The organism is Streptomyces winkii (assembly GCF_032248595.1).
Taxonomy (GTDB): domain Bacteria; phylum Actinomycetota; class Actinomycetes; order Streptomycetales; family Streptomycetaceae; genus Streptomyces; species Streptomyces winkii.
Window position 1 is genome coordinate 884,821 of sequence record NZ_JASTTH010000001.1, and the last position, 20,514, is coordinate 905,334.

General features: G+C 71.1%; 13 protein-coding genes. 11 read left to right on the forward strand and 2 right to left on the reverse strand.

Features of this window, described 5'->3' with window-relative positions; all coding sequences use genetic code 11:
* Positions 1-5 precede the first annotated feature (5 nt).
* The 6 genes from QQM67_RS03965 (at position 6) to QQM67_RS03990 (ending at position 3,288) form a co-directional block, all read left to right on the forward strand.
* On the forward strand, positions 6-431 hold the full coding sequence (locus QQM67_RS03965) for a roadblock/LC7 domain-containing protein (RefSeq protein ID WP_314172100.1): 426 nt from the start codon (positions 6-8) through the stop codon (positions 429-431).
* Complete coding sequence (locus tag QQM67_RS03970; protein ID WP_314172101.1) at positions 432-821, forward strand: DUF742 domain-containing protein; 390 nt, start codon at positions 432-434, stop codon at positions 819-821. It begins immediately after the preceding gene.
* The gene (locus QQM67_RS03975; RefSeq protein WP_314172102.1) at positions 802-1,395 is read left to right on the forward strand and encodes a GTP-binding protein; all 594 of its coding nucleotides are present in this window, start codon (positions 802-804) and stop codon (positions 1,393-1,395) included. Before QQM67_RS03970 ends, QQM67_RS03975 begins: the two co-directional genes overlap by 20 nt.
* 310 nt (positions 1,396-1,705) lie before the next feature.
* Positions 1,706-2,065: a PadR family transcriptional regulator gene (locus tag QQM67_RS03980; RefSeq protein ID WP_314172103.1), complete on the forward strand. Its 360-nt coding sequence runs from the start codon at positions 1,706-1,708 to the stop codon at positions 2,063-2,065.
* Positions 2,062-2,709: an HAAS signaling domain-containing protein gene (locus tag QQM67_RS03985; protein ID WP_314172104.1), complete on the forward strand. Its 648-nt coding sequence runs from the start codon at positions 2,062-2,064 to the stop codon at positions 2,707-2,709. The genes QQM67_RS03980 and QQM67_RS03985 overlap by 4 nt, the downstream gene beginning before the upstream one ends.
* A gap of 90 nt (positions 2,710-2,799) precedes the next feature.
* On the forward strand, positions 2,800-3,288 hold the full coding sequence (locus tag QQM67_RS03990) for a GNAT family N-acetyltransferase (protein ID WP_314172105.1): 489 nt from the start codon (positions 2,800-2,802) through the stop codon (positions 3,286-3,288).
* Between the two features lie 46 nt (positions 3,289-3,334).
* Here the strand turns inward: QQM67_RS03990 and QQM67_RS03995 are convergent, their stop codons facing one another.
* Both QQM67_RS03995 and QQM67_RS04000 read right to left on the reverse strand, forming a co-directional pair.
* Entirely contained in the window at positions 3,335-3,655 is a 321-nt protein-coding gene (locus QQM67_RS03995) for a DUF6191 domain-containing protein (protein WP_314172106.1), read from the reverse strand.
* Between the two features lie 41 nt (positions 3,656-3,696).
* Positions 3,697-4,077, reverse strand: coding sequence for a MerR family transcriptional regulator (locus tag QQM67_RS04000; protein ID WP_314172107.1), 381 nt, complete (start codon positions 4,075-4,077; stop codon positions 3,697-3,699).
* Between the two features lie 158 nt (positions 4,078-4,235).
* Between QQM67_RS04000 and QQM67_RS04005 the strand changes: the two genes are divergently transcribed.
* From QQM67_RS04005 to QQM67_RS04025, 5 genes are all read left to right on the forward strand, one after another.
* On the forward strand, positions 4,236-5,180 hold the full coding sequence (locus tag QQM67_RS04005) for an alpha/beta hydrolase family protein (protein WP_314172108.1): 945 nt from the start codon (positions 4,236-4,238) through the stop codon (positions 5,178-5,180).
* 739 nt (positions 5,181-5,919) lie between these two features.
* Positions 5,920-7,656 carry an ACP S-malonyltransferase gene (fabD, locus tag QQM67_RS04010; protein WP_314172109.1) on the forward strand — a complete coding sequence of 579 codons (1,737 nt, stop codon included), beginning with the start codon at positions 5,920-5,922 and terminating at the stop codon, positions 7,654-7,656.
* Between the two features lie 244 nt (positions 7,657-7,900).
* Positions 7,901-8,155 carry an acyl carrier protein gene (locus QQM67_RS04015; protein ID WP_314172110.1) on the forward strand — a complete coding sequence of 85 codons (255 nt, stop codon included), beginning with the start codon at positions 7,901-7,903 and terminating at the stop codon, positions 8,153-8,155.
* Between the two features lie 6 nt (positions 8,156-8,161).
* Complete coding sequence (asnB, locus tag QQM67_RS04020) at positions 8,162-10,147, forward strand: asparagine synthase (glutamine-hydrolyzing) (RefSeq protein ID WP_314172111.1); 1,986 nt, start codon at positions 8,162-8,164, stop codon at positions 10,145-10,147.
* A gap of 15 nt (positions 10,148-10,162) precedes the next feature.
* The gene (locus QQM67_RS04025) at positions 10,163-20,383 is read left to right on the forward strand and encodes an SDR family NAD(P)-dependent oxidoreductase (RefSeq protein WP_314172112.1); all 10,221 of its coding nucleotides are present in this window, start codon (positions 10,163-10,165) and stop codon (positions 20,381-20,383) included.
* Positions 20,384-20,514: the final 131 nt, after the last annotated feature.

Sequence of the window (20,514 nt, forward strand, 5' to 3'; positions counted from 1 at the left end):
GAACATTGACTGAGCAGTCACCTGTCTACGAAAAGCTCAACTGGCTACTCGACGGCCTGCTGGAGCGTGTGCCCGAGACGCTTCACGTCATTGTGCTGTCCCAGGACGGGCTGCTTCTCGCGCGCTCACAAGACGTCAGCAAGGACGACGCCGACCACATGTCGGCACTTGCCTCAGGACTGCACAGCCTTTCGCAGGGCGCCGCGCGCCGCTTCCACGGGGGAAGGGTGCGGCAGACGGTCATCGAGATGGAGAACATCCTTCTCCTCATCACCGCCGGCGGCGACGGCTCGCGCCTTGCGCTGCTCGCCTCCGAGAACGTCGACGCCGGCATGGCGGCCTACGAGATGGCCAAGGTCGTCCAGCAGGTGGGTACGCACCTGAGCGCTGCGCCTCGCATGGAGGTCGCAGCCGGTGATCAGTCGCGATAGATGGGCACCCCTCACAGTCCGCAGTGGTTCGACAGAGAGGCCGGCTTCACCACCCGGCCGTACGCGATCACCGGTGGGCGGACGTTACCCAGCCGATCCGATCTCACCCTGATAACCCAGGTGGTCGGGAACGACCCGCCTTCCGGCCACGACTCGCGCAGGGAACAGCCGGAGTCGGCCGCCATCATCGAGCTGGTCAGAGCACGGCCGTTGGCGATCGTCGAGATCGCGTCCTATCTGGACCTGCCTGCCAGCGTGGTGAGAGTCCTCTGCGGGGACCTGGCGGACAGATCGCTGATCCTGGTCAAGAAGCCCGGTCCGGAGAACAACACCCCGGACGAACATGCCCGCGTACTGCGTAAGGTGATCGATGGCATTCGAAGGCTCTGAAACGCGGCACCCCCGGACGCCGTTGCCTACGGCACTGAAGATTCTGGTGGCAGGCGGCTTCGGTGTGGGCAAGACGACGATGATCGGGTCAGTCAGCGAAATCGAGCCGCTGAACACGGAAGAAGACATCACGGAAGCGAGCCTGGGCGTCGACGACCTCCAGGGCATTCCGGACAAGTCGACGACCACGGTCGCGATGGACTTCGGCCGCATCACGCTCGACAAGCAAGGCGAGAACGTCCTCTACCTGTTCGGCATGCCCGGTCAGGAGCGCTTCTGGTTCATGTGGGAAGACCTCGCCTCGGGGGCGCTGGGAGCCGTGATCCTCGCCGATTCCCGGCGCCTGTCCGACTGCTTCGCCTCCGTGGACTTCTTCGAGCAGTGCGGGATTCCCTTCACCATCGGCGTCAACTGCTTCTACGGAGAATGCGACTTCACGGTCGACCAGATCCGCAGCGCGCTGAGCCTGCGGTCGCCCGTACCCATCGTCATGTGCGATGTGCGGCACCGTGAGCCCAGCAAGGAGGTGCTCCTCGCTCTGCTGGAGTCCGAGCAGATGAAGGTCGGCGTCTGACGCTCCGCCTGGGCCGGGGGCTCAGCGCGCACCGCGGGAGCCGTTCCGGTCGTCCGTCCGATCCGAAACCCCCGGCTCCGGTGCGCAGTTCAGCGTGCCCGTGCCGAGTATGAACAAGGCCCGCGGACAGCCGCGCGGACGACTTCGCGGCCGACTGCCCTACTGACGCGAGGTGCTGGCCGCCGGCCGAGCGCGCTCGCGTACGAATGAGCCCGGTTAGAACCCGGTTGAGCCCGGAGCGAGCCCGCCCCTCTCCCGATGCAACCTGCAACGCTGGCGCTGCCTTTCACCAGAAGGTACCTTGTGTCGCATGGTACTTCTCCCAGGGGGAGCTCGATCGGGGGTCAGTCAACTTCGGCGCGGAATCCTCCAGTTCTGCGTCCTGGCGCTGCTGCGTGACGGCGAGAAGTACGCCTTCGAGGTGGTACGGGAGTTGAGCGACGCGCACGGCTTCATGACCAGCGAGGGCACCATCTATCCGCTCCTCGCGCGGCTCCGGAAGGAGGGGTGGGTCAGCACGGCCTGGCAGGAGTCCGACTCCGGCCCGCCGCGCCGCTACTACACCCTGACCTCGACGGGCCGGCACGCTCTCGCCGAATTCGCCGAGGAGTGGATGCCCTTCAAGACCGCCGTCGACAAGCTCTTGGGCAGTGAGGAGAGCCACGAGTGACTTCAGAGCGGAACCGGCTCATAGACGAGTACTTGCGCCAGCTCGACAACGCCTCCGTCTTCCTTGAGGCCGAGCGGCGTGCCGAGCTCCGGCAGGAGATCGTCGAGCACATCGACGCCGCCCTCGAAGAGGCGGACGCCCGGGCCGCCGAGGAGGCCCGCGTCGTCCTGGAGCGGCTGGGGCCTCCGGCGGACATCGTGGCCGCCGAGTTGGGCGGCCCGAAGTCCACCGGGTCCACCCCGGTGGTCCGGCCCGCGGGCCCTGGCGGCGATGCGTCGCGCTCGCACGAGTCCGGCCACGAAGGCCGGGGCGAGAAGGGACGCGACGATGCCGCCGCGTCCGGCCTCGCGCGTTCGCGCAAGCGGAACAAGGTCGCGCTCCTGCTCGGAGCGGCGGTGATCGTCCTCGTCATCAGCGGGACGGCATTCGGGATCAGCGCTACCAGCAGTGGTCCCGGGTCGCAACCGTCCGGTGTGCAGGAGACAGTGGCGCCGTCCGAGAGTGAATCCGGGGGAGAGCCGAGCGCGACGCCGACGGAGACAGAGAGCACGCCCACGGAGACGGAGAGCACTCCGCCTCCCACTCCCTCCGATACGCCGACCGAGACCGAGACCTCGGACGGTCCATCTGCTTCAGACGGATGAGGGTTCCGGCCCGAGCCGCGTTGCGAGCCGTGCGAACCGCGCTGCCGAAATCGGTTGGTGAAGGCGGCCCGCTCCGGCTATAGAAGCCTCATGACCTGGCATCTGGCCTCCGAAGACTTCGACACGGCGGATGCGGCCGGCCTGCGCCGTGCCTACTACGACGAGGTCGCCAGCCGCTACTGGAAGCGCCCGGCGACCGCCGAGGAGATCGATCAGGGCCTGGCCGACGACGGCGTGGAACTGCTCAGGCCGCCCACGGGCCAGTTCGTCGTGGGCCGTTTCGACGGCGAAGCCGCGGCCTGCGGCGGCCTGTTGATGCTGACGCCCGAGTGCGCGGAGCTGACCCGCGTGTACCTGCGTCCCGCCTTCCGCGGCAAGAAGGGCGCCGGGCTTCTGCTGGAACGGCTGGAGAGCGAGGCCCGCCTGCTCGGCGCCTCCCGTACGGTCCTCAACACCCGCCTCGACCTGGTCGAGGCCCGCTCGCTCTACGTCCGCCACGGCTACCGCGAGACCCCGCCGTACTGCACGGGTCCGTACGTCGAGATCTGCTACGCCAAGGAGCTCTGCGGCCCCGGCTGACGCCGGTTCCGGTTCCAGGGTCTGTGCACGGCGACCCTCAACGCTTCTACCGGTCCGCTCGTGGGATCCGGACCGTTGCCGTTCCGCCCTCGAGATCCACCGTGGTCCGGTTCGGGGGCGCGCCGTCCTCCTCGTCGTCCCGCAGCAGCAGGGCCGACTGGCGCTCCTTGAGCTCGTTCTGCTTTCCTGCCGAGAAGTTGGCGTGCAGTTGCTCGAACCCGACCGCTGATATCTGCCCCTGACGCACGCTGTTCCGCCAGGGCAACTTCGCTGCCCGTCCGGTCTGGAGGAATACCTGATCGACGATGGCCACCGCGGTCAGCACGATGACCAGCCCCGGCAGTGTCATGAAGATGATGAACTGCATGCCTTGAGCATCCCAGCCGGGGGCCGCTGCCGCCATCGTCCTCAGGCAGTCGTCCCGTCGCGGCAGGGCCGGCCTGTGAGCAGATTGCTGGTGGCGGCGGTGATGACGGAGTCGAGCCTGTCCCGGGCGCCGACCAGTTCGGTGATCTGACCGTCGATGCGGTCCCGTTCCGCTGACAGGCGATCGAGCAGTTCCGGGGTGGCGTTGCCGTCGACGACGCAGGGCAGCAGGTCGACGATCGCTTTGCTCGACAGACCGGCGGCGTAGAGCTGCTGGATGAGCTGGATGCGGCCGACCGCGCTCTCCGGGTAGTGGCGCTGGCCGCTGGGGCTGCGCTCCGAGGTGAGCAGGCTCTGCTCTTCGTAGTAGCGCAGCGATCGGACGCTGACGCCCGTTCTGGTGGCGAGTTCGCCGATACGCACGTGCGCCTCCTGTGAGAGCCGGATCACACGGCCTTGCCTCTGACGTCGACGTCAGGTTTTACCGTAACTCGCGAGATCCTCACCGCCCGGCCCCACCCGTCGCCGGCGCCAACGCCCGGCGGTCGGCATTCGGCATTCGGAGAGAAAGCACCCTGTTCATGAACCCATCGGATACGGCGGCGATCGGCATTCCCGTCACCGCCCCCGCCGCTGTCGTCTCCGTGAAGCCGATCGTGCTGCACGCGCCGGGTCGCGGCGAGGATCTGCGCGTACGCGTATCCGCACCCGCGACGGGAGACGGCCTGCCGGTCGTCCTTCTCGCGCACGGCTTCGGCTCGTCGCTGGAAGGCTATGGGCCTCTCGCCGACTACTGGGCCGCCCACGGTTTCGTGGTGGTCCAGCCCACCTTTCTCGATTCCAGGACCGTGGGCCTCCCGCAGGACGACCCCCGCGTACCGCGGATCTGGCGCATCCGCGTCGAGGACATGAAGCTCGTCCTCGATCGGCTCGACGTGCTGGAGGCCGCCGTGCCCGGTCTCGGCGGCCGTCTCGACCGGAGCCGCATCGCCGCGGCCGGGCACTCCTTCGGCGGTCAGACGGCGGGCAGTCTGCTGGGTCTGCGTGTGCTGGGCCAGGCGGCCGGGGCGGAAGAGGACCTGTCCGACCCGCGGGTCAAGGCGGGCGTACTCCTTGCCACGGCCGGCAGGGGCGGAGAGGACCTGACGCCGTTCGCCGCCGAGCGATTTCCCTTCATGAACCCGGACTTCGAGCACATGGCCACGCCGGCTCTGGTGGTCGCGGGGGACCGGGACGATTCCCCGCTGAGCGTGCGGGGCCCGGAGTGGACGGCCGACCCGTACCTCCTGAGCCCCGGTGACAAGAGCCTGCTCACCCTCTTCGGGGCAGAGCACTCCCTCGGTGGCATCCCCGGCTACGAGGCCAAGGAGACCACCGACGAGAACCCCGCACGGGTCGCCCTGATCCAGCGGGTCACGTGGGCCTATCTGCGCCACGCACTCGGCATCGACGGCTCCGCCTGGACAGCGGCACAGAAGGAGCTCGCCGAAAACACCCATCCTCTGGGCCGGCTCGAATCCAAGTGAAGCGGGGCCGGTCTCCTGAGCGTGGTTCAGAAAACCGCCTGGACAGCATTTTGCGGCGTGGCCATGTCAATATTACAGTTACTGCCGGGTTCTATTCTGTATTCACTCCGGGAAATGTCTGGGTTGTACGGGGATAGGTGTGGTCGCGGTGCCGGATCTGTCCCGAACGGCAGGGGATTCTGACCGGCTGCCACATGGTGCAGCGTGCGGTCGTCCATGCTCCCTGTGTGTGTTTTTGTGTGCCCTTGGAATTTTAAGGCTCTCTTAACCTCGGCGTAGGCGGCCTTTATGGTGGCTCAGTTTTTGAGCATTCCTGAGCACTTCTTCCGTTAGCGGTTTCGAGCGGCGTTCGCGGTGGATGATTCGAGGTTCGCCGGACGAACGCAGCCCTGGGCTAGACCATGTCATGACAATTCGCTGAGCTGCGAAGATGGTGCTTTAAGGCCACTCTCCGCGCGTTGACAAGGTCATGGCATCAAGTGCGGGCAAGGTGATTCAGGTCGCACTTCGATGCGTTCCGTATCGCCAATCGGCGATTGCGGGCCCGGGGGTCGCCGCCTACACTCCCGTCTGGCGTTCAAGACTCGTCCGTCCGCCTCGGTCTTGCATTGTGGACGGAGCTGCAATTGAGCTGAACGCCGCGTGTTAGCTTTTGGTCTACGGTCGTTTCGTGCACTCCGTGCGGGCTTCCGTTCAATTCTGTTGTCCGGCGAAGCCTTTATCGGAGTACGGATTCGGTATGTCGGTGGTCACCTCAGAAGGCACGCCCGGTTTTGTGCTCTTTCCCGGACAGGGCTCCCAGGTAAAAGGCATGGGGAAGACCCTCTTCGACCGTTTTCCCGAGGCGGTGGCGGCGGCCGGCGACGTTCTCGGATACGACCTGCGCAAGCTGTGCCTGGAGGACCCGGACGGGTTACTCGACGACACGCGCTACACCCAGCCCGCCCTCTACGCCGTCAACGCGCTCGCGTACCGCGAATCACTGGAGGAGGGGGCGCCGGAGGGCGGCTTCCTGCTCGGGCACAGCCTCGGCGAGTACAACGCGCTGCACGCGGCGGGCGCCTTCGACTTCGAGACCGGGCTGCGGCTCGTACTCAAGCGCGGTGAGCTGATGGCGCAGGCACGCCAGGGCGGCATGCTGGCCTTACTCGGGCCCGCCGAGGACGAGTTACTGGCGGTGCTCGCCGAAGAGCGTCTGGAGCAGCTCGACGTCGCCAACATCAACACCCCTACGCAGACGGTGCTTTCGGGTCCCGCCGAGGAGATCGAGCGGGCCGAGCGGCTGTTCGGCGGGCGACGCGTCCGTACCGTCCGGCTGAAGGTCTCCGCCGCCTTCCACTCGCGGCTGATGAAGCCCGCAGGGGAGGAGTTCCGCGCCTTTCTCAAGGGTTTCCGATTCGGCCCCCTGCGGGCGACGGTGATCGCCAACGTGACCGCGCGGCCCTACGGAGACATCGCGGCCACGCTGAGCGAGCAGATCTCCGGGCCGGTGCGGTGGCTGGAGAGCGTCCGGCATGTGCTGGCGCACGCCTCCGCCGCCGACGGCAGGGAGGTCGGGCCGGGAAGCGTGCTGACGCGGATGCTGCACCAGATCGCCGCGGAGTCCGGTTCCGGGAGCGGTGCGCGTACGGCCGCCGCAACCGCGAGCTCGGCGCCCGCTTCCGGAGCGACCGCATCCGCCGCTCCCGCTCCCTCGACTCCCGTGCCTGCGGTACCCGTTGACAGAGCCCCCGACGCCGAGCCGGCCGGGAGATCCGGAGGCGCGCCGGACCGGCCCCGCCCCGTGCTCTACTGCGCCGCGTACGCGGGTGGCGACGAGCGCTCCTACGCCGGGCTCGCCGAGCACTGCCCCGGCGTCGACGTCGTCACGCTGGAGCGTCCCGGCCGCGGCAAGCGGGTCTCCGAGCCGCTGCTCACCGAACCCGGGCCCCTCGTCGAGGACATGCTGGAGCGGATACGCGACCGCGTGTCGGATCCGCACCACGTCTACGGGCTGTACGGCCACAGCCTCGGCGCACGCCTGGTCCATCTGCTCGCCCGGCGGCTGCGCGAGGAGCAACTGCCCGCGCCCCGCCGTCTGTTCGTCTCCGGCGAGTGCGGGCCGTCGCTGCCCAGCCGGGAGCGCTACACCTCGGACCTGCCGACCGACGCGTTCTGGAAGCACCTGAGAGAACTCGGCGGCGTGCCCGACGAGTTGTTCGAGTACGAGGACCTCAAGAACTTCTTCGAGCGCGTGCTGCGCGCCGACTTCACCGTCCTGGGGGCCTGCGCGTACACCACCGCGCAGCCCCTGGACTGCCCCGTCACCGCCATGACAGGCGATGCGGAAGGCCTGACCGAGGCGGAGGTAGCGGCCTGGCAGCGGGAGACCACCGCGCCGCTCTCCGCCCATGTCTTCACCGGAGACCACTTCTTCATCCGGGCTCACTGGCCCGGCATCGCACGCGTCATCACCTCAGGGCTGGCCTCCTGCTGATCCGAAAGGACGGAACCGAACCGACCCCCACGAGGACGAGGACGCGGACACCTGCCAGGACGCGGACGCGAACGAGGACTTGAACGCGGACGCGGAAACCGAAGCGGACAGGGCACCGCGGCGGCGCGGGACCAGCAACCGCACCGCGTCGAAGGCGACGCGCAACTCCGGCCCGGCTCATACCCCTTCACCACCGTGCCGGTCTTCAAGGCCCCAACCGACCCGTAACGAGACGAGGTACGCCATGGAGCAGGAACTCAAGCAGTACATGGAAGAGCAGTTCATGTTCGAGTTCGACTCGGAGATCACCGCGGACACGGACCTGTTCAAGGCGGGTGTGCTCGACTCGTTCGGCTACATCTCGCTCATCGCGCACGTCGAGCGGGAGTACGGCGTGAAGTTCGGCGAGGAGGCCCTGCTGGGGAACGTCGCCGTCACCCTCGCCGGCATCGTCGACTCCGTGGCGTCCGCCCGCCGGCAGACCGCCGAGAGCAGGTAGCCGCCGGTGTGCGGCATAGCGGGTTTCCACGCGAGCCCCCTGCCGGCGGAGGGCTACCGGGAGCTGATCGGCGGAATGCTCGCCCAGATCGAGCACCGGGGCCCGGACGAGGCGGGCTGCTTCCTGGACGACCGGACCGCCATGGGCACGGTGCGGCTGAGCATCATCGACCTCTCCTCCGGCTCGCAGCCGGTCGGCAGCCCCGACGGCCGCTACTGGCTCTGCTACAACGGCGAGCTGTACAACTACCGTGAGCTGCGGGCGGAGTTGACACGCCGGGGCGTGTCGTTCCGTACGGAGTCCGACACCGAAGTCGTGCTGATGGCGTGGGCGCACTGGGGGCGTTCGTGTCTCGAACGCTTCAACGGCGCCTTCGCGTTCGCCCTCAAGGACACCGTCACCGGTGAACTGCACCTGGCGCGCGACCGGTTCGGCAAGCGGCCGCTCTTTATCGCCCGGCACGAGGGCGCCTGGCTGTTCGCGTCCGAGATGAAGGCGTTCCTCGCCTATCCCGGCTTCGACTTCGCCTTCGACCCGGCGCAGCTCGCCTCGGCGTTCGCCACGTGGACGCCGCTGCCCGCGCACAGCGGATACCGGGGCATCGAACAGCTCCCCATGGGCGAGTACTTGACGATTCGCGGGGACGAGACCGAGCGCGGACGCTGGGCCGCACTCGACCTGACCGGCGGCGAGCCACCCGCAGTCCAGCCGCCCGCCACGGAGGACGAGGCCGTCGATCTCGTACGGGCCGACCTCGAAGCAGCCGTCGAACTGCGGCTGCGCAGCGACGTCGAGGTCGGCGTCTACGCCTCCGGCGGGCTGGACTCCTCGATCATCGCCCACCTCGCCAAGGAGCGGGCCGGACTTCCGCCGCGTACGTTCTCCATCCAGTTCGAGGACGCCGAATTCGACGAGTCCGCCGAACAGGAGGAGCTGACCAAGCACCTCGGGACGCACCACTCCACCGTGCGGGTCTCCGACACCGATGTCGTGGAGACCTTCCCGGAGGCCGTCCGCCATGCCGAAGTGCCGGTCTTCCGCACCGCGTTCGTGCCCATGTACCTGCTCGCCCGGCACGTACGCAGCGAAGGCATCAAGGTCGTGCTCAGCGGCGAGGGCGCCGACGAGGCCTTCCTCGGCTACGGCATCTTCAAGGACACCCTGCTGCTGTCGTCCTGGCACGAGCTCGACGACGCGACCCGCATGCGGCGCATGGCTCAGCTCTATCCGTATCTCAGCCACTTCAGCGGCGAGGACGGGCACCGGCGGATGCTGGGCCTCTACCAGCAGTTCGCGGAGGAGACCATGCCCGGGCTCTTCTCGCACCAAATGCGGTTCCAGAACGGCAGGTTCGCCGTACGGCTGCTCAAGGACGCGGGCGATCCCTTCGCCGCCCTGAGCCGGCTCGTCGCGGAAGAGCCGGGCTACGCGGAGCTGACGGCCGTACAGAAGGCGCAGTGGCTGGAGTTCCGTACGCTGCTCAGCGGCTATCTGCTCTCGACCCAGGGGGAGCGGATGGCGCTGGCGCACGGCGTGGAGAACCGCTGCCCGTTCCTGGATCCGGCGGTGGTGCGCCGCGCCGCCTCCGTCAACTCCCGCTTCGGCGACCCGTACGACGAGAAGTACCTGCTCAAGCGCGCCTACGCGGACGTGCTGCCCGAACGCATCGTCAGTAAGGGCAAGTTCCCCTACCGCGCGCCGGACAGCGCGGCGTTCGTACGGTCCCGTCCCGACTACCGCGACGTGCTGACCGATCCCGCCACGCTGGACGACATCGGCGTGCTCGACGCGCGGTTCGTGCGCCGGTTCGCCGACCGCGTCTTCGACAGCCCTCCCGAGCGGATCGGCACCAAGGAGAACCAGGCGTTCGTCCTGCTGGCCTCCACGGTCTGGCTGCACCACTGGTACGTGCGCGGCAACGCCCGCCGCCGGACCCCGCTCGCTGTCCCCCTGTACGTCGTCGACCGGCGCGGCAGCGCGCTGCCGGCATAGGACGGAGATCCCGCGATGAAGGAAGAATCCGGCGCCCCGGCCGGTGTCCCTGCCGAGGGAACGGCCGAAGGTTCCGCCGGCGGTCAGGACATCGCTGTCGTGGGCCTGTCCCTGCGGCTGCCGGGCTCCCGCGACCCCGAGGAGTTCTGGCAGCACCTCGCCGCCGGCCGCTCGCTGATCAGCGAGGTGCCCGAGCGGCGCTGGCGCAAGGAGGACCATCTCGGCCATCCGCGCCGGGAGTTCAACAAGACCAACAGCGTGTGGGGCGGCTTCGTCGACGACGTCGACTGCTTCGACGCCGAGTTCTTCCACGTATCGCCGCGCGAGGCGCGCTCGATGGACCCGCAGCAGCGGATGGCGCTGGAGTTGAGCTGGCACGCGCTGGAGGACGCCGGGTACCGGGCCGACCGGATCGCGGGCTCGCGTACCGGCGTCTTCATGGGGGTGTGCCACTGGGACTACGCCGAGCTGATCGAGAAGGAGGTCTCCGAGGTCGACGCCTACTACCCGACGGGCTCGGCCTACGCGATCATCGCCAACCGCGTCTCGCACCACTTCGACCTCCGCGGTCCCAGCGTCGTCAACGACACCGCGTGCGCCAGTTCGCTGGTGGCGGTGCAGCAGGCGGTGCAGGCGCTCCAGGCCGGGGACTGCGACCACGCGCTTGCCGGAGGCGTCAACCTCACCTGGTCGCCCCGGCACTTCATCGCCTTCGCCAAGGCGGGCATGCTCTCGCCCGACGGGCTGTGCCGCGCGTTCGACGCGGAGGCCAACGGCTATGTACGGGGCGAGGGCGGCGGCGTCGTACTGCTGAAGCGGGCCGCGGACGCCCGCCGCGACGGCGACCCCGTGCACGCGGTGATCAAGGGGATCGGCAGCAACCACGGCGGTCGCACCAGTTCGCTCACGGTCACCAACCCCGGCGCGCAGGCCGAGTTGATCGCGGGAATCTACCGGCGCGCGGGCATCGCACCGGAGACGGTCTCGTACGTGGAGACCCATGGGCCCGGCACGCCGGTCGGCGACCCGATCGAAGTCAGCGGTCTGAAGCGGGCGTTCGCGCAGCTCGGCGAGGACCGTGAGGACGGTGGGGACGGCGGGGACCGGGCCCCGGGCGAGGACGGCGAGGATGGGGCGCAGGCCGCGCACCGCTGCGGGATCGGCTCGGTGAAGACCAACATCGGCCATCTCGAAGGCGCCGCGGGCATCGCGGGGATGCTCAAGGTGATCCTCGCGATGCGTCACCGCAAGCTGCCCGCGACGGTCAACTTCCGCCGCCTCAACCCGCTCATCACGCTTGACGGCAGTCCGCTGTACGTCGTGGACCGGCTCACCGACTGGGAGACGGACGGTGGCGGGCCGCTGCGCGCGGGCGTCAGCTCGTTCGGGTTCGGCGGCACCAACGCGCATGTCGTGCTGGAGGCGCCGGAGGCCGAGGCCGGTACCCACGCGGCCGAGACCGTGACCGATGCGGGCGAGGCCGGAACCGACGCGGACCGCCCTCTCCTGCTCCCCGTCTCCGCCGCCGACGAGGAGCGGCTGCGCGAGCTGTGCCGCTCGCTCGCCGGCTGGGCCCGTACCCGTAGCGCGGAAGGCACCGCGCCTCCTTTCGCGGACATCGCCCGCACGCTCCGTGAGGGCCGCGTGCCGATGCGGGAGCGGGCCGTGTTCCATGCGCGGAGCGTCGCCGAATGGGCGGAACAGCTGGCGGCGTTCGCCGGGGGGCAGGAGCCTTCCGGGGGCTGGCTGCGCGGACGTGCGGCCGAGGACGCCGGGGACGGCCTGGACGCCGACGACGTCGCCGCGCTCACCGAACGCTGGCTGGAGCGGGGCGAGGAGGAGAAGTTCGCCTCGGCGTGGACGCGGGGCCTGCCCGTGGACTGGGGGCAGTGGCCTGCCGCCGGCAGGCGTGTCCATATGCCGGGTCAGGTGTTCGCGCGTACGCCGCACTGGTTCCGGCCGGACGCGCCGCCGAGCCTGGCGGACGCGCGGCGCGGCCCGGCCGAGGCGGAGCCCCCGCGGGAAGGGGAGGCGGAGCCGGCACATCGACTCGCCCCGCGTCAACTCGCCCCGGAGCAGGCCCAGTCGGGCCGTGGGCTGCTCGGCGAGGCCGTTCAGGAGCGGGATGGCTGGCACTTCCCGCTGCGCTTCGAGGCCGCCGACTCCTTCGTACGCGACCACGTCGTCGGCGGCGCCCGGATCGTCCCGGGCGTGGTGGTCCTGGAGGCGGTGACGGCCGCCGCCGGACGGCCCGCCGTGGCCGGTGCCCGTACGGGTGCGGCACCGCACATCCGCAACGCCGTGTGGGTACGGCCGTTGCGCGTCGGCGACGAAGGGCTCGGTGCGCGCCTCCGGCTGACCGCCTCCGGCGACGGCTACGACTACGCGATCATCGACGAGGAGGGCGCGCCCTACAGCAGCGGCCGTCTCGAATACGACGCCGCCCCCGCGACCGCCGGGCCCGGTCTGGCCGCGCTCCGCGAACGGCACGCGCGGCCCGTCGTCGCCGCCGACGGATACGCGGCGCTGCGTGCCAGCGGCATCGAGCACGGCCCCGCGCTCCGCGCGCTGCACGCGCTGCACTCAGGCCCCGACGGGCTGCTGGCCGAACTGCGGCTCCCCGCCGGGTCGCCCGCGGAGCTGGCACTCCAGCCGGCCGTACTGGACAGCGCCCTGCTCGCCGTACTCGCGCTCGGCACCGGCGACGGGACGGAGACCGGCGGCAGGGCCGGGACCGGCGACAGCGGGGACTGGCGCCGACCGGCCGCGCCCGCCGTGCCGTTCGCGCTGGACGGGCTGACGGCGTACGCGCCGACCGCGAAGACGACGTGGGCGTGGCTGCGGCCCGCCGCCAACGGGCGCAAGGGCGCGGCCGACATCGACCTGCTCGACGGGCAAGGCTCGCTGTGCGTACGCCTCAGCGGCTATACGTCGCGCGAACTGCCGTCCGGCAGCGGGGAGTCCGAGGGTACGGACGCGCCCGGGCGGGCACGGCGCGCCCCTCGCGGAGAGCCGTCCGCCCAGCGGGACGGTGAGCTGCTGGAGGTCACCGGCGTCTGGACGCCCGCCCCCCAGCCCGAGCACGCGGGTGAGTCCGGGCCGGCCGTACCCGTGACGGTGCTGAACGCCGCCCTCGACGCCGATCTCGTCCCCGCGAGCGCGGCCCGGCTCGGCATGGACGTCGAGCACCTGTCCGTACCGCGCGACGCCACCGACGACGCGGAGGCCATGAAGGCGGCGTTCGCGGCCTGTTACCCCGCCGTCCAGCGGCTGCTCGGGTCGTCGCCGCGACGCGTCCTGCTGGTGGCGCCCGGCGCACCCGGCTCGCCGGCGTTCGCGCCGCTGGCCGCTCTGCTGAAGACGGCACGGCAGGAGAACCCGTCCTTCGACGGCACGACAGTGCTGCTCGACGGCTTCGACCCGCGCGACACGGCCCGCTTCGAGCAGGCCGTACGTACGGAGGCGGGCGCGCCGGCCTCCGCGGACGGCGCGGACGCGGAGGTCGCCTACACCGCCGACGGCCGTCGCCTGCGCCACGAGACGGCCGAACTGCCGCGCGGCACGGCGGGCGAGAGCCTGCTCAGGGAGGGCGGCGTCTACTGGATCACCGGCGGCGCGGGCGGCATCGGCCTGCTGCTGGCCGAGCGGCTGTGTCTGCGCTACGGCGCGACGGTCGTGCTCAGCGGCCGGTCGCCGGCCGCACCGGCCGCCGACGCGCTCGCCGCCCGGCTGGCGCGGGGCGCCCTGGCGTACCGCAGCGCCGACGTCACCGACCAGGAGAGCGTGCGGGCCCTGGTCGCCGCCGTACGGTCCGAACACGGCCGTCTCGACGGCGTGTTCCACGCCGCGGGTGTGCTCGACGACGGCTATCTGGCGACGAAGCCGCTCGCGGGCACTGAGGCCGTGCTCGCTCCGAAGGTGGACGGCGTCAGCCGGATCGACGCCGCCACCCGCGCCGAGGGCATGGACTTCCTACTGGTCTTCGGGTCGGTGGCGGGCGCTTTCGGCAACGCGGCGCAGGCCGGCTACGCCGTGGCCAACGCCTATCTCGACGCGTTCGCCGAGCGGCGGCAGGCCGAGGGGCAGGCCACCCGTGCCGTCGACTGGCCGCTGTGGGCCGAGGGCGGCATGCGCGTGGACGACGCGACCCTGGCGTATCTGCGCAAGCGCACCGGCACCGTGCCGCTGCCGACCGAGCAGGGCCTGGACGCGCTGGAGCGGGCGCTGCACACGGGCTCCCCGGTGCGGCGCGTGGTCCTCTTCGGAGAGACTCCGCTGCTGCGGACGTACGCGGGCCTGGAGCGCCCGGAGGCGCCCTCGGGAGGGGCGCCGCCCGCGGGCGGCGGCTCCGCCCCCCGGCAGCAGCGCGCCGGGAGCGTGCGGGCCGAGCTGGGCGAGGCCGAACTCCTCACCCGGACACAGGACTTCCTGCGTGAGCAGTTCGCCGAGGTCACCCTCCAGGACGCCGGGCAGATCCACGCCGAGGAGAAGCTGGAGACGTACGGCATCGACTCGATCTCCATCGTGGAGCTGACGAGCAGGCTGGAGGACGTCTTCGGCTCGCTGCCCAAGACCCTCTTCTTCGAGTACGTGGATCTGCGGGGCGTCGCCGGGTACTTCGTGGCCGAGCACCGTGCGCGGCTGCTCGAACTCTTCGCGCCCGACGAGCCGGAGGAGCCGGAAGCGGGCGGGGTGCCTGCCGGGGCCGTGAACTCCCCGGAGGTCACGGCACAGTTCGGGACGGGCGCAGCCGCCGAGGCAACGGTCCCTCCGGCCGCAGGAGGTCGCGCCGAGCCACCCGCCCCGGCGGGGGCGCCCGCGTCAACTCCCCTGTCCGGGGCAGCCGTTGCCGCCGAGCCCGCATCCGCACCCGCGCCCGGCGGCCGGGGCGACATCGCCGTCGTCGGCATGGCGGGCCGCTACCCGGGGGCCGAGACGCTGGAGGAGTTCTGGGAGCTGCTCAGCGAGGGGCGGCACAGCTTCGAGCCCGTGCCCGCCTCGCGCTGGCCCCACCGCGACCTGTACTTCGACGAACGGGACGTGCAGGGGAAGACGACGGTCCGCACCGGCACCTTCCTGCGCGACGTCGACGCCTTCGACCCGCGCTACTTCAGCATCTCCCAGCGCGACGCCGAACTCCTCTCGCCCGAGGTGCGCCTCTTCCTCCAGGCGGGCGTGACGGCCCTGGAGGACGCGGGCTACTCGAAGGAGACCCTGCGCCGCCGCTACGACGGCGACGTGGGCGTGCTCGTCGGCTCGATGAACAACAGCTACGCCTACTACGGCTTCGAGAACATGCTGATGCGCGGCACGGCGACGAGCGGCAGCGAGATCGGCGTGATGGCCAACATGCTCTCGTACCACTACGGGTTCACGGGGCCGTCGATGTTCGTCGACACCATGTGCTCGTCCTCGTCGGCGTGTGTGCACCAGGCGCTGCGCATGCTGCGCGGCGGCGAGTGCCGCATGATCGTCGTCGGCGGCATCAACCTGATGCTGCACCCGTACGACCTCATCGCCACCTCGCAGGCGCACTTCACCACCAAGTCCGCCGACGTGGTGCGCAGTTACGGCCTCGGTGCGGACGGCACGATCCTCGGCGAGGGCGTGGGGAGCCTGGTGCTCAAGCCGCTGGCCGACGCGGTCGAGGACGGCGACCACGTCTACGGCGTGATCAAGGGCAGCGGCATGACCAACGCCGGTGTGCGCAACGGCTTCACGGTGCCCAGCCCGCAGCAGCAGGCACGCGCGATCGAGAAGGCGCTGGACGACGCGGACGTCGACGCGCGCACCGTCAGCTATCTGGAGGGCCACGGCTCGGCCACGTCGCTCGGCGACCCCATCGAGATCAAGGGCGCCAGCCTTGCCTTCGGACGGGACACCCGGGACACCGGCTTCTGCGCCATCGGGTCGGTGAAGTCCAACGTGGCGCATCTGCTGTCCGGTTCGGGCCTCGTCGGTATCACGAAGGTGCTGCTTCAGCTGCGGCACCGCACGCTCGCACCGTCCCTCCACTCCGAAACCCTCAGCCCCGCCATCGACTTCGGCTCGACGCCCTTCGTGGTCCAGCGTGAACGGGCCGAGTGGCGGCGCCCGTCGGTGCACGGCGAGGAGATCCCGCGCCGCGCGGGCGTCACCTCGATCGGCGCGGGCGGCATCAACGTGCACGTCGTCGTCGAGGAGTTCGACGGGGCCGTGAACTCGGCACCGGACAGTGGCAGTTCACAGCTCCTGGTGTTCTCCGCGATGACGCCGCAGGCCCTGGGCACGGTGCTGCGGGACGTCCGCCGCCACATCGCGGACGAGGCACCCGCGCTGAACGCGCTCGCGTACACCCTCCAGACCGGCAAGAACGAGCTGCCCTGCCGGCTGGCCTTCGTGGCCCGCAGCACCGCCGACGCCGAGGCCCGGCTCGCCACCCTGTCGGCGGTCGGCTGGACGTCCCGTGACCCGGCGCTCCCCGATGACGTGCGCTTCACCGAGAGCACGCTCAGGCAGCGGCGCGCGGTCGAGGCCGCCGCCGTCGAACGGGCCGTGCACGACGGCGACTTGGCGGAGCTGGCCGGGTACTGGACGGCCGGGGCGCAGATCGACTGGGACAGGCTGTGGCCTCGGGGCACGCGTCCCGCGAAGCTGTCACTGCCCGCGTACCCCTTCGAGAAGGTGCGCTGCTGGTACCCCGGCTTCGACGACGCCCCCAGCGTGCTCCGCCCGATCGCCTTCACCCGCAGGGCGCACCCCTGGGTCGGCGTGAACCGGTCCGATCTGCGCGGCGTGCGCTACGCGTTGGAGCCGGCGGGCGACGAACTCCTCGACTATGTCTACACGGTGGGCCGTACGCGCCGCTTCGCCACGGTGGCGCTGCTGGACGGGGCGCTGGTGTTCGCACGCCTGGCCGGTCTGGACGGCCCGCTGCGGCTGCGGGACGCGCGGTGGGCGCAGCTGCCCTCGCCCGGCGACGCCACGGAGGTATTCGAGTGGCGGCTGGCAGCGTCCGGCGACGGAGCGCACCGCGTGGAGCTGTGGCATGCCGAGCGGGGCACGCTGCACTTCTCGGCGGAGGTGGAGACGGAGACGGAGACGGAGAGGGAGGCGCGGCCGGAGTCGGAGGCCGGGACAGGCGCAACTGCCGGGCGTGCCACGCTCGTTGGGACTGTCGCTTCCGCAGGGTCCGCCCCGTCCTTCGCACCCGGGGAAGCCGCGGCGCTGCGCGCCGCCCCCCTGACACTCGACGCCGGCACCTTCTACGCCTCCCTCGGGGACGCGGGCGTCGACGCCCGCCCGTACGCGCGCAGCGTCACCGGAGTCACCGAGGCCGGAGAGCGGCGGCTCGTCGTCCATGTCGCCGAACCGCCGATGTGCCAGGACCCGCACAAGCAGAACGTCGTCGTCCCGGCCTGGGTGCTGGCGGCGCTGGTGCAGGGCGTGCAGCACGCGACGGGCCACGCGGGGGCCACGGCGGTACGCGCCGCCTCCGTGCGCGGCGAGCGGCTGGCGGACACCCGCGCACTCGTACTGGACCGCACCGGAGCGAACGGGGAAGCCGCGTTCGGCGTGACGTTCCTGGACGGGGAGGGACGGGTGCTGGGCACCGTCGAGGACGCCGAGTTCACCGCCGGGACGCTCCCGCGGTCGCTTCAGAGCGGTGCCGCACGGGTGGTACGGACGGCGCTGCCGGGCGCGCGGAGCGCGGCTCCCGCGGCCGCGCCCGCTCCGGTGGCGGCACCGATACCGGTGGCCTCTGATCCGGCCCCTTCCCCAGCCTCTTCCCCAGCCCCTTCCCCGCTGCCTGCCCCGGCTCCGGAGCGGGCAGGGGACGCCGAGGGCGCCCTGGTCGCCGTACTGCGGGAGACCGTCGCCGACCTGCTCAAGTTCGAGCTCGACGAGATCGACGCCGACACCCACTTCCACGCCTACGGCTTCGAGTCCATCGCGCTGGCGAAGCTGGCCGACGAGGTCAACGGACTGCTCGGCACGGACCTGAGCCCGGTCGTCTTCTTCGAGTGCCCCGACATCCGCAGCCTCGCCGAGCATCTGCGCGAGCGCTACGACGCGGAGGAGACGGCCCGCGCCGTACGCGGAAACGGAGGCGGAAGCGCTGCTGAGGAGGACGGGGTGGTATCGGCCCCGGCCGAACTCCACGCGCCCGCCGCGTCGTTGTCCGTTGCCGTACGGCCCGTCCCCGCCGGGGCGGAGTCCACAGGGCGCATGGCGTACGAGGGGGCCGTCGCAATCGTCGGAGCCGCGGGCCGGTTCCCCGGCGCGCCGGACGCCGACGCCTTCTGGCAGCGGCTGCGCGCGGGAGACGACCTGGTCGGCGAGTACCCCGGCGACCGGTTCGACCAGCACTACACGGACGTCGTCGCCCGCTCGGACTTCCCGAAGTTCGCGGGCCGCGTCGACGACGTCGACCGCTTCGACGCGGAGTTCTTCAACCTCTCGCGCCTGGAAGCGGAGTTGATGGACCCGCAGCACCGGCTGGCGCTGGAGACCGTGTGGGCGGCGCTGGAGGACGGCGGCTACGCGCCCGCGCGGCTCCCGGAGAACACCGGCGTCTGGTTCGGCGTCTCCGGCAGCGACTACCACCATCTGCTCAACGCCAGCGGCGTCGCCCCCGACGGCTTCACCGCGACCGGCAACGCCCACTCGATGCTGGCCAACCGGATCTCCTTCGTGCTCGACGTGCACGGTCCGAGCGAGCCGGTGGACACCGCCTGCTCCAGCTCGCTCGTCGCCCTGCACCGCGCGGTGGAGAGCATCCGGTCGGGCCGCTGTGACATGGCTCTGGCCGGAGGCGTCAATCTGCTGCTGAGCGTCGACATCTTCGCGGCCACGCATATGGCGGGCATGCTCAGCCCGGACGGCCGCTGCAAGACGTTCTCCGCCGACGCGGACGGCTACGTACGTTCCGAGGGCGTCGCCGCGGTGCTCCTCAAGCCGCTGGAGCGGGCGCTGGAGGACGGCGACACGGTCTGGGGCGTCGTACGCGGCAGCGCGGAGAACCACGGCGGACGCGCCGGTTCGCTCACCGCCCCGAACGCACGCGCGCAGGCGGCGCTCATCCGCGACGCCATGCGCGGTACCGACCCCGACAGCGTCGGCTATGTGGAGGCGCACGGCACGGGCACCGGCCTGGGCGACCCCGTCGAGGTCGGCGCCCTCGACAGCGCCTATCGCGCGCTGCGTTCGGAGCTGGGACGTACGGAGAGCGGCACCGGAGCGATCGCGCTCGGCTCGGTGAAGACGAACATCGGGCACGCGGAATCGGCCGCCGGACTGGCCGGAGTCCTCAAGGTGCTGCTGGCGATGCGCCACGGCGAGCTGCCGCCGAGCCTGCACTGCGAGCGGCTCAATCCCCGACTGCCGCTGGCGGACGGCGGGTTCGAGGTGGTGCGCGAGCTGCGCCGCTGGGAGCCGCGGCTCGACGCGGACGGGCGGCCATGGCCGCTGCGCGCGGGAGTGAGCAGCTTCGGCTTCGGCGGGGCCAACGCTCACGTCGTGCTGGAGGCCGCGCCGCCCCTCGCCGGGCCGCACGTCGCCGCGCCACTCGCCGACGCGCCTTCCCCGCAGGGGAGTTCTCCGTACGGGAGTTCCCCGTACGGGCCGCAGGTCGTGGTGCTCTCGGCACGCGACGGCGAGCGGCTGCGGATCTCGGCGGAGCGCCTGCGGGACTTCCTGCGCCGGGAGCACGGCGCCGGCCGGGCGCCGGCGACGGCGGACCTGGCCCGCACCCTCCAGACCGGCAGGGAGGCGATGGAGGCGCGGCTCGCCTTCGTCGCCGGGGACACCGGGGGCGTGCTCGACGTACTGGACCGGTTCCTCAAGGGCGAGGAGCCGGACGGCTGGCACACCGGCGCTCTCCGGCGCTCACGCGGCTCCGGGGTGCGGCGCGACCGCGCGCAGGACCCGCGGGTGACCGGCGCGCTGCGTGAGGGACGGCTCGACGAGGCCGCCGCGCTGTGGTGCGACGGAGCGCTCGTCGACTGGCAGGCGCTGCATCAGGACGGCGAACGCCGCACGGTCCGGCTGCCGACGTACCCGTTCGCGCGTGGGCGCTACTGGGTGCAGGCGGACGGGGCGGCACCGCCGACTGCCGTGCATGGAGCGGGAGTCGAGCCCGGCTCCAGAGGCGCAACCGGCGGCAGAACGGGTGACTTCGACGCCGGGGCCCGCGCGGCGGTGCTCGACGCGGTGCTCGACGGACGCGCCGATCCGGACGAACTCGGCCGGGTCTGACGCCGCAGGCGCCGTGTGCGTCCGGCTCCCGGCGGCACCTGACCCTGCTCCACCCCTGATCGCTCTTCAACTGCTGTCTCTCTCGCAACGAGCGGCCCAGCGCCGCCCCGTGACCTGGAACGGATCTCACA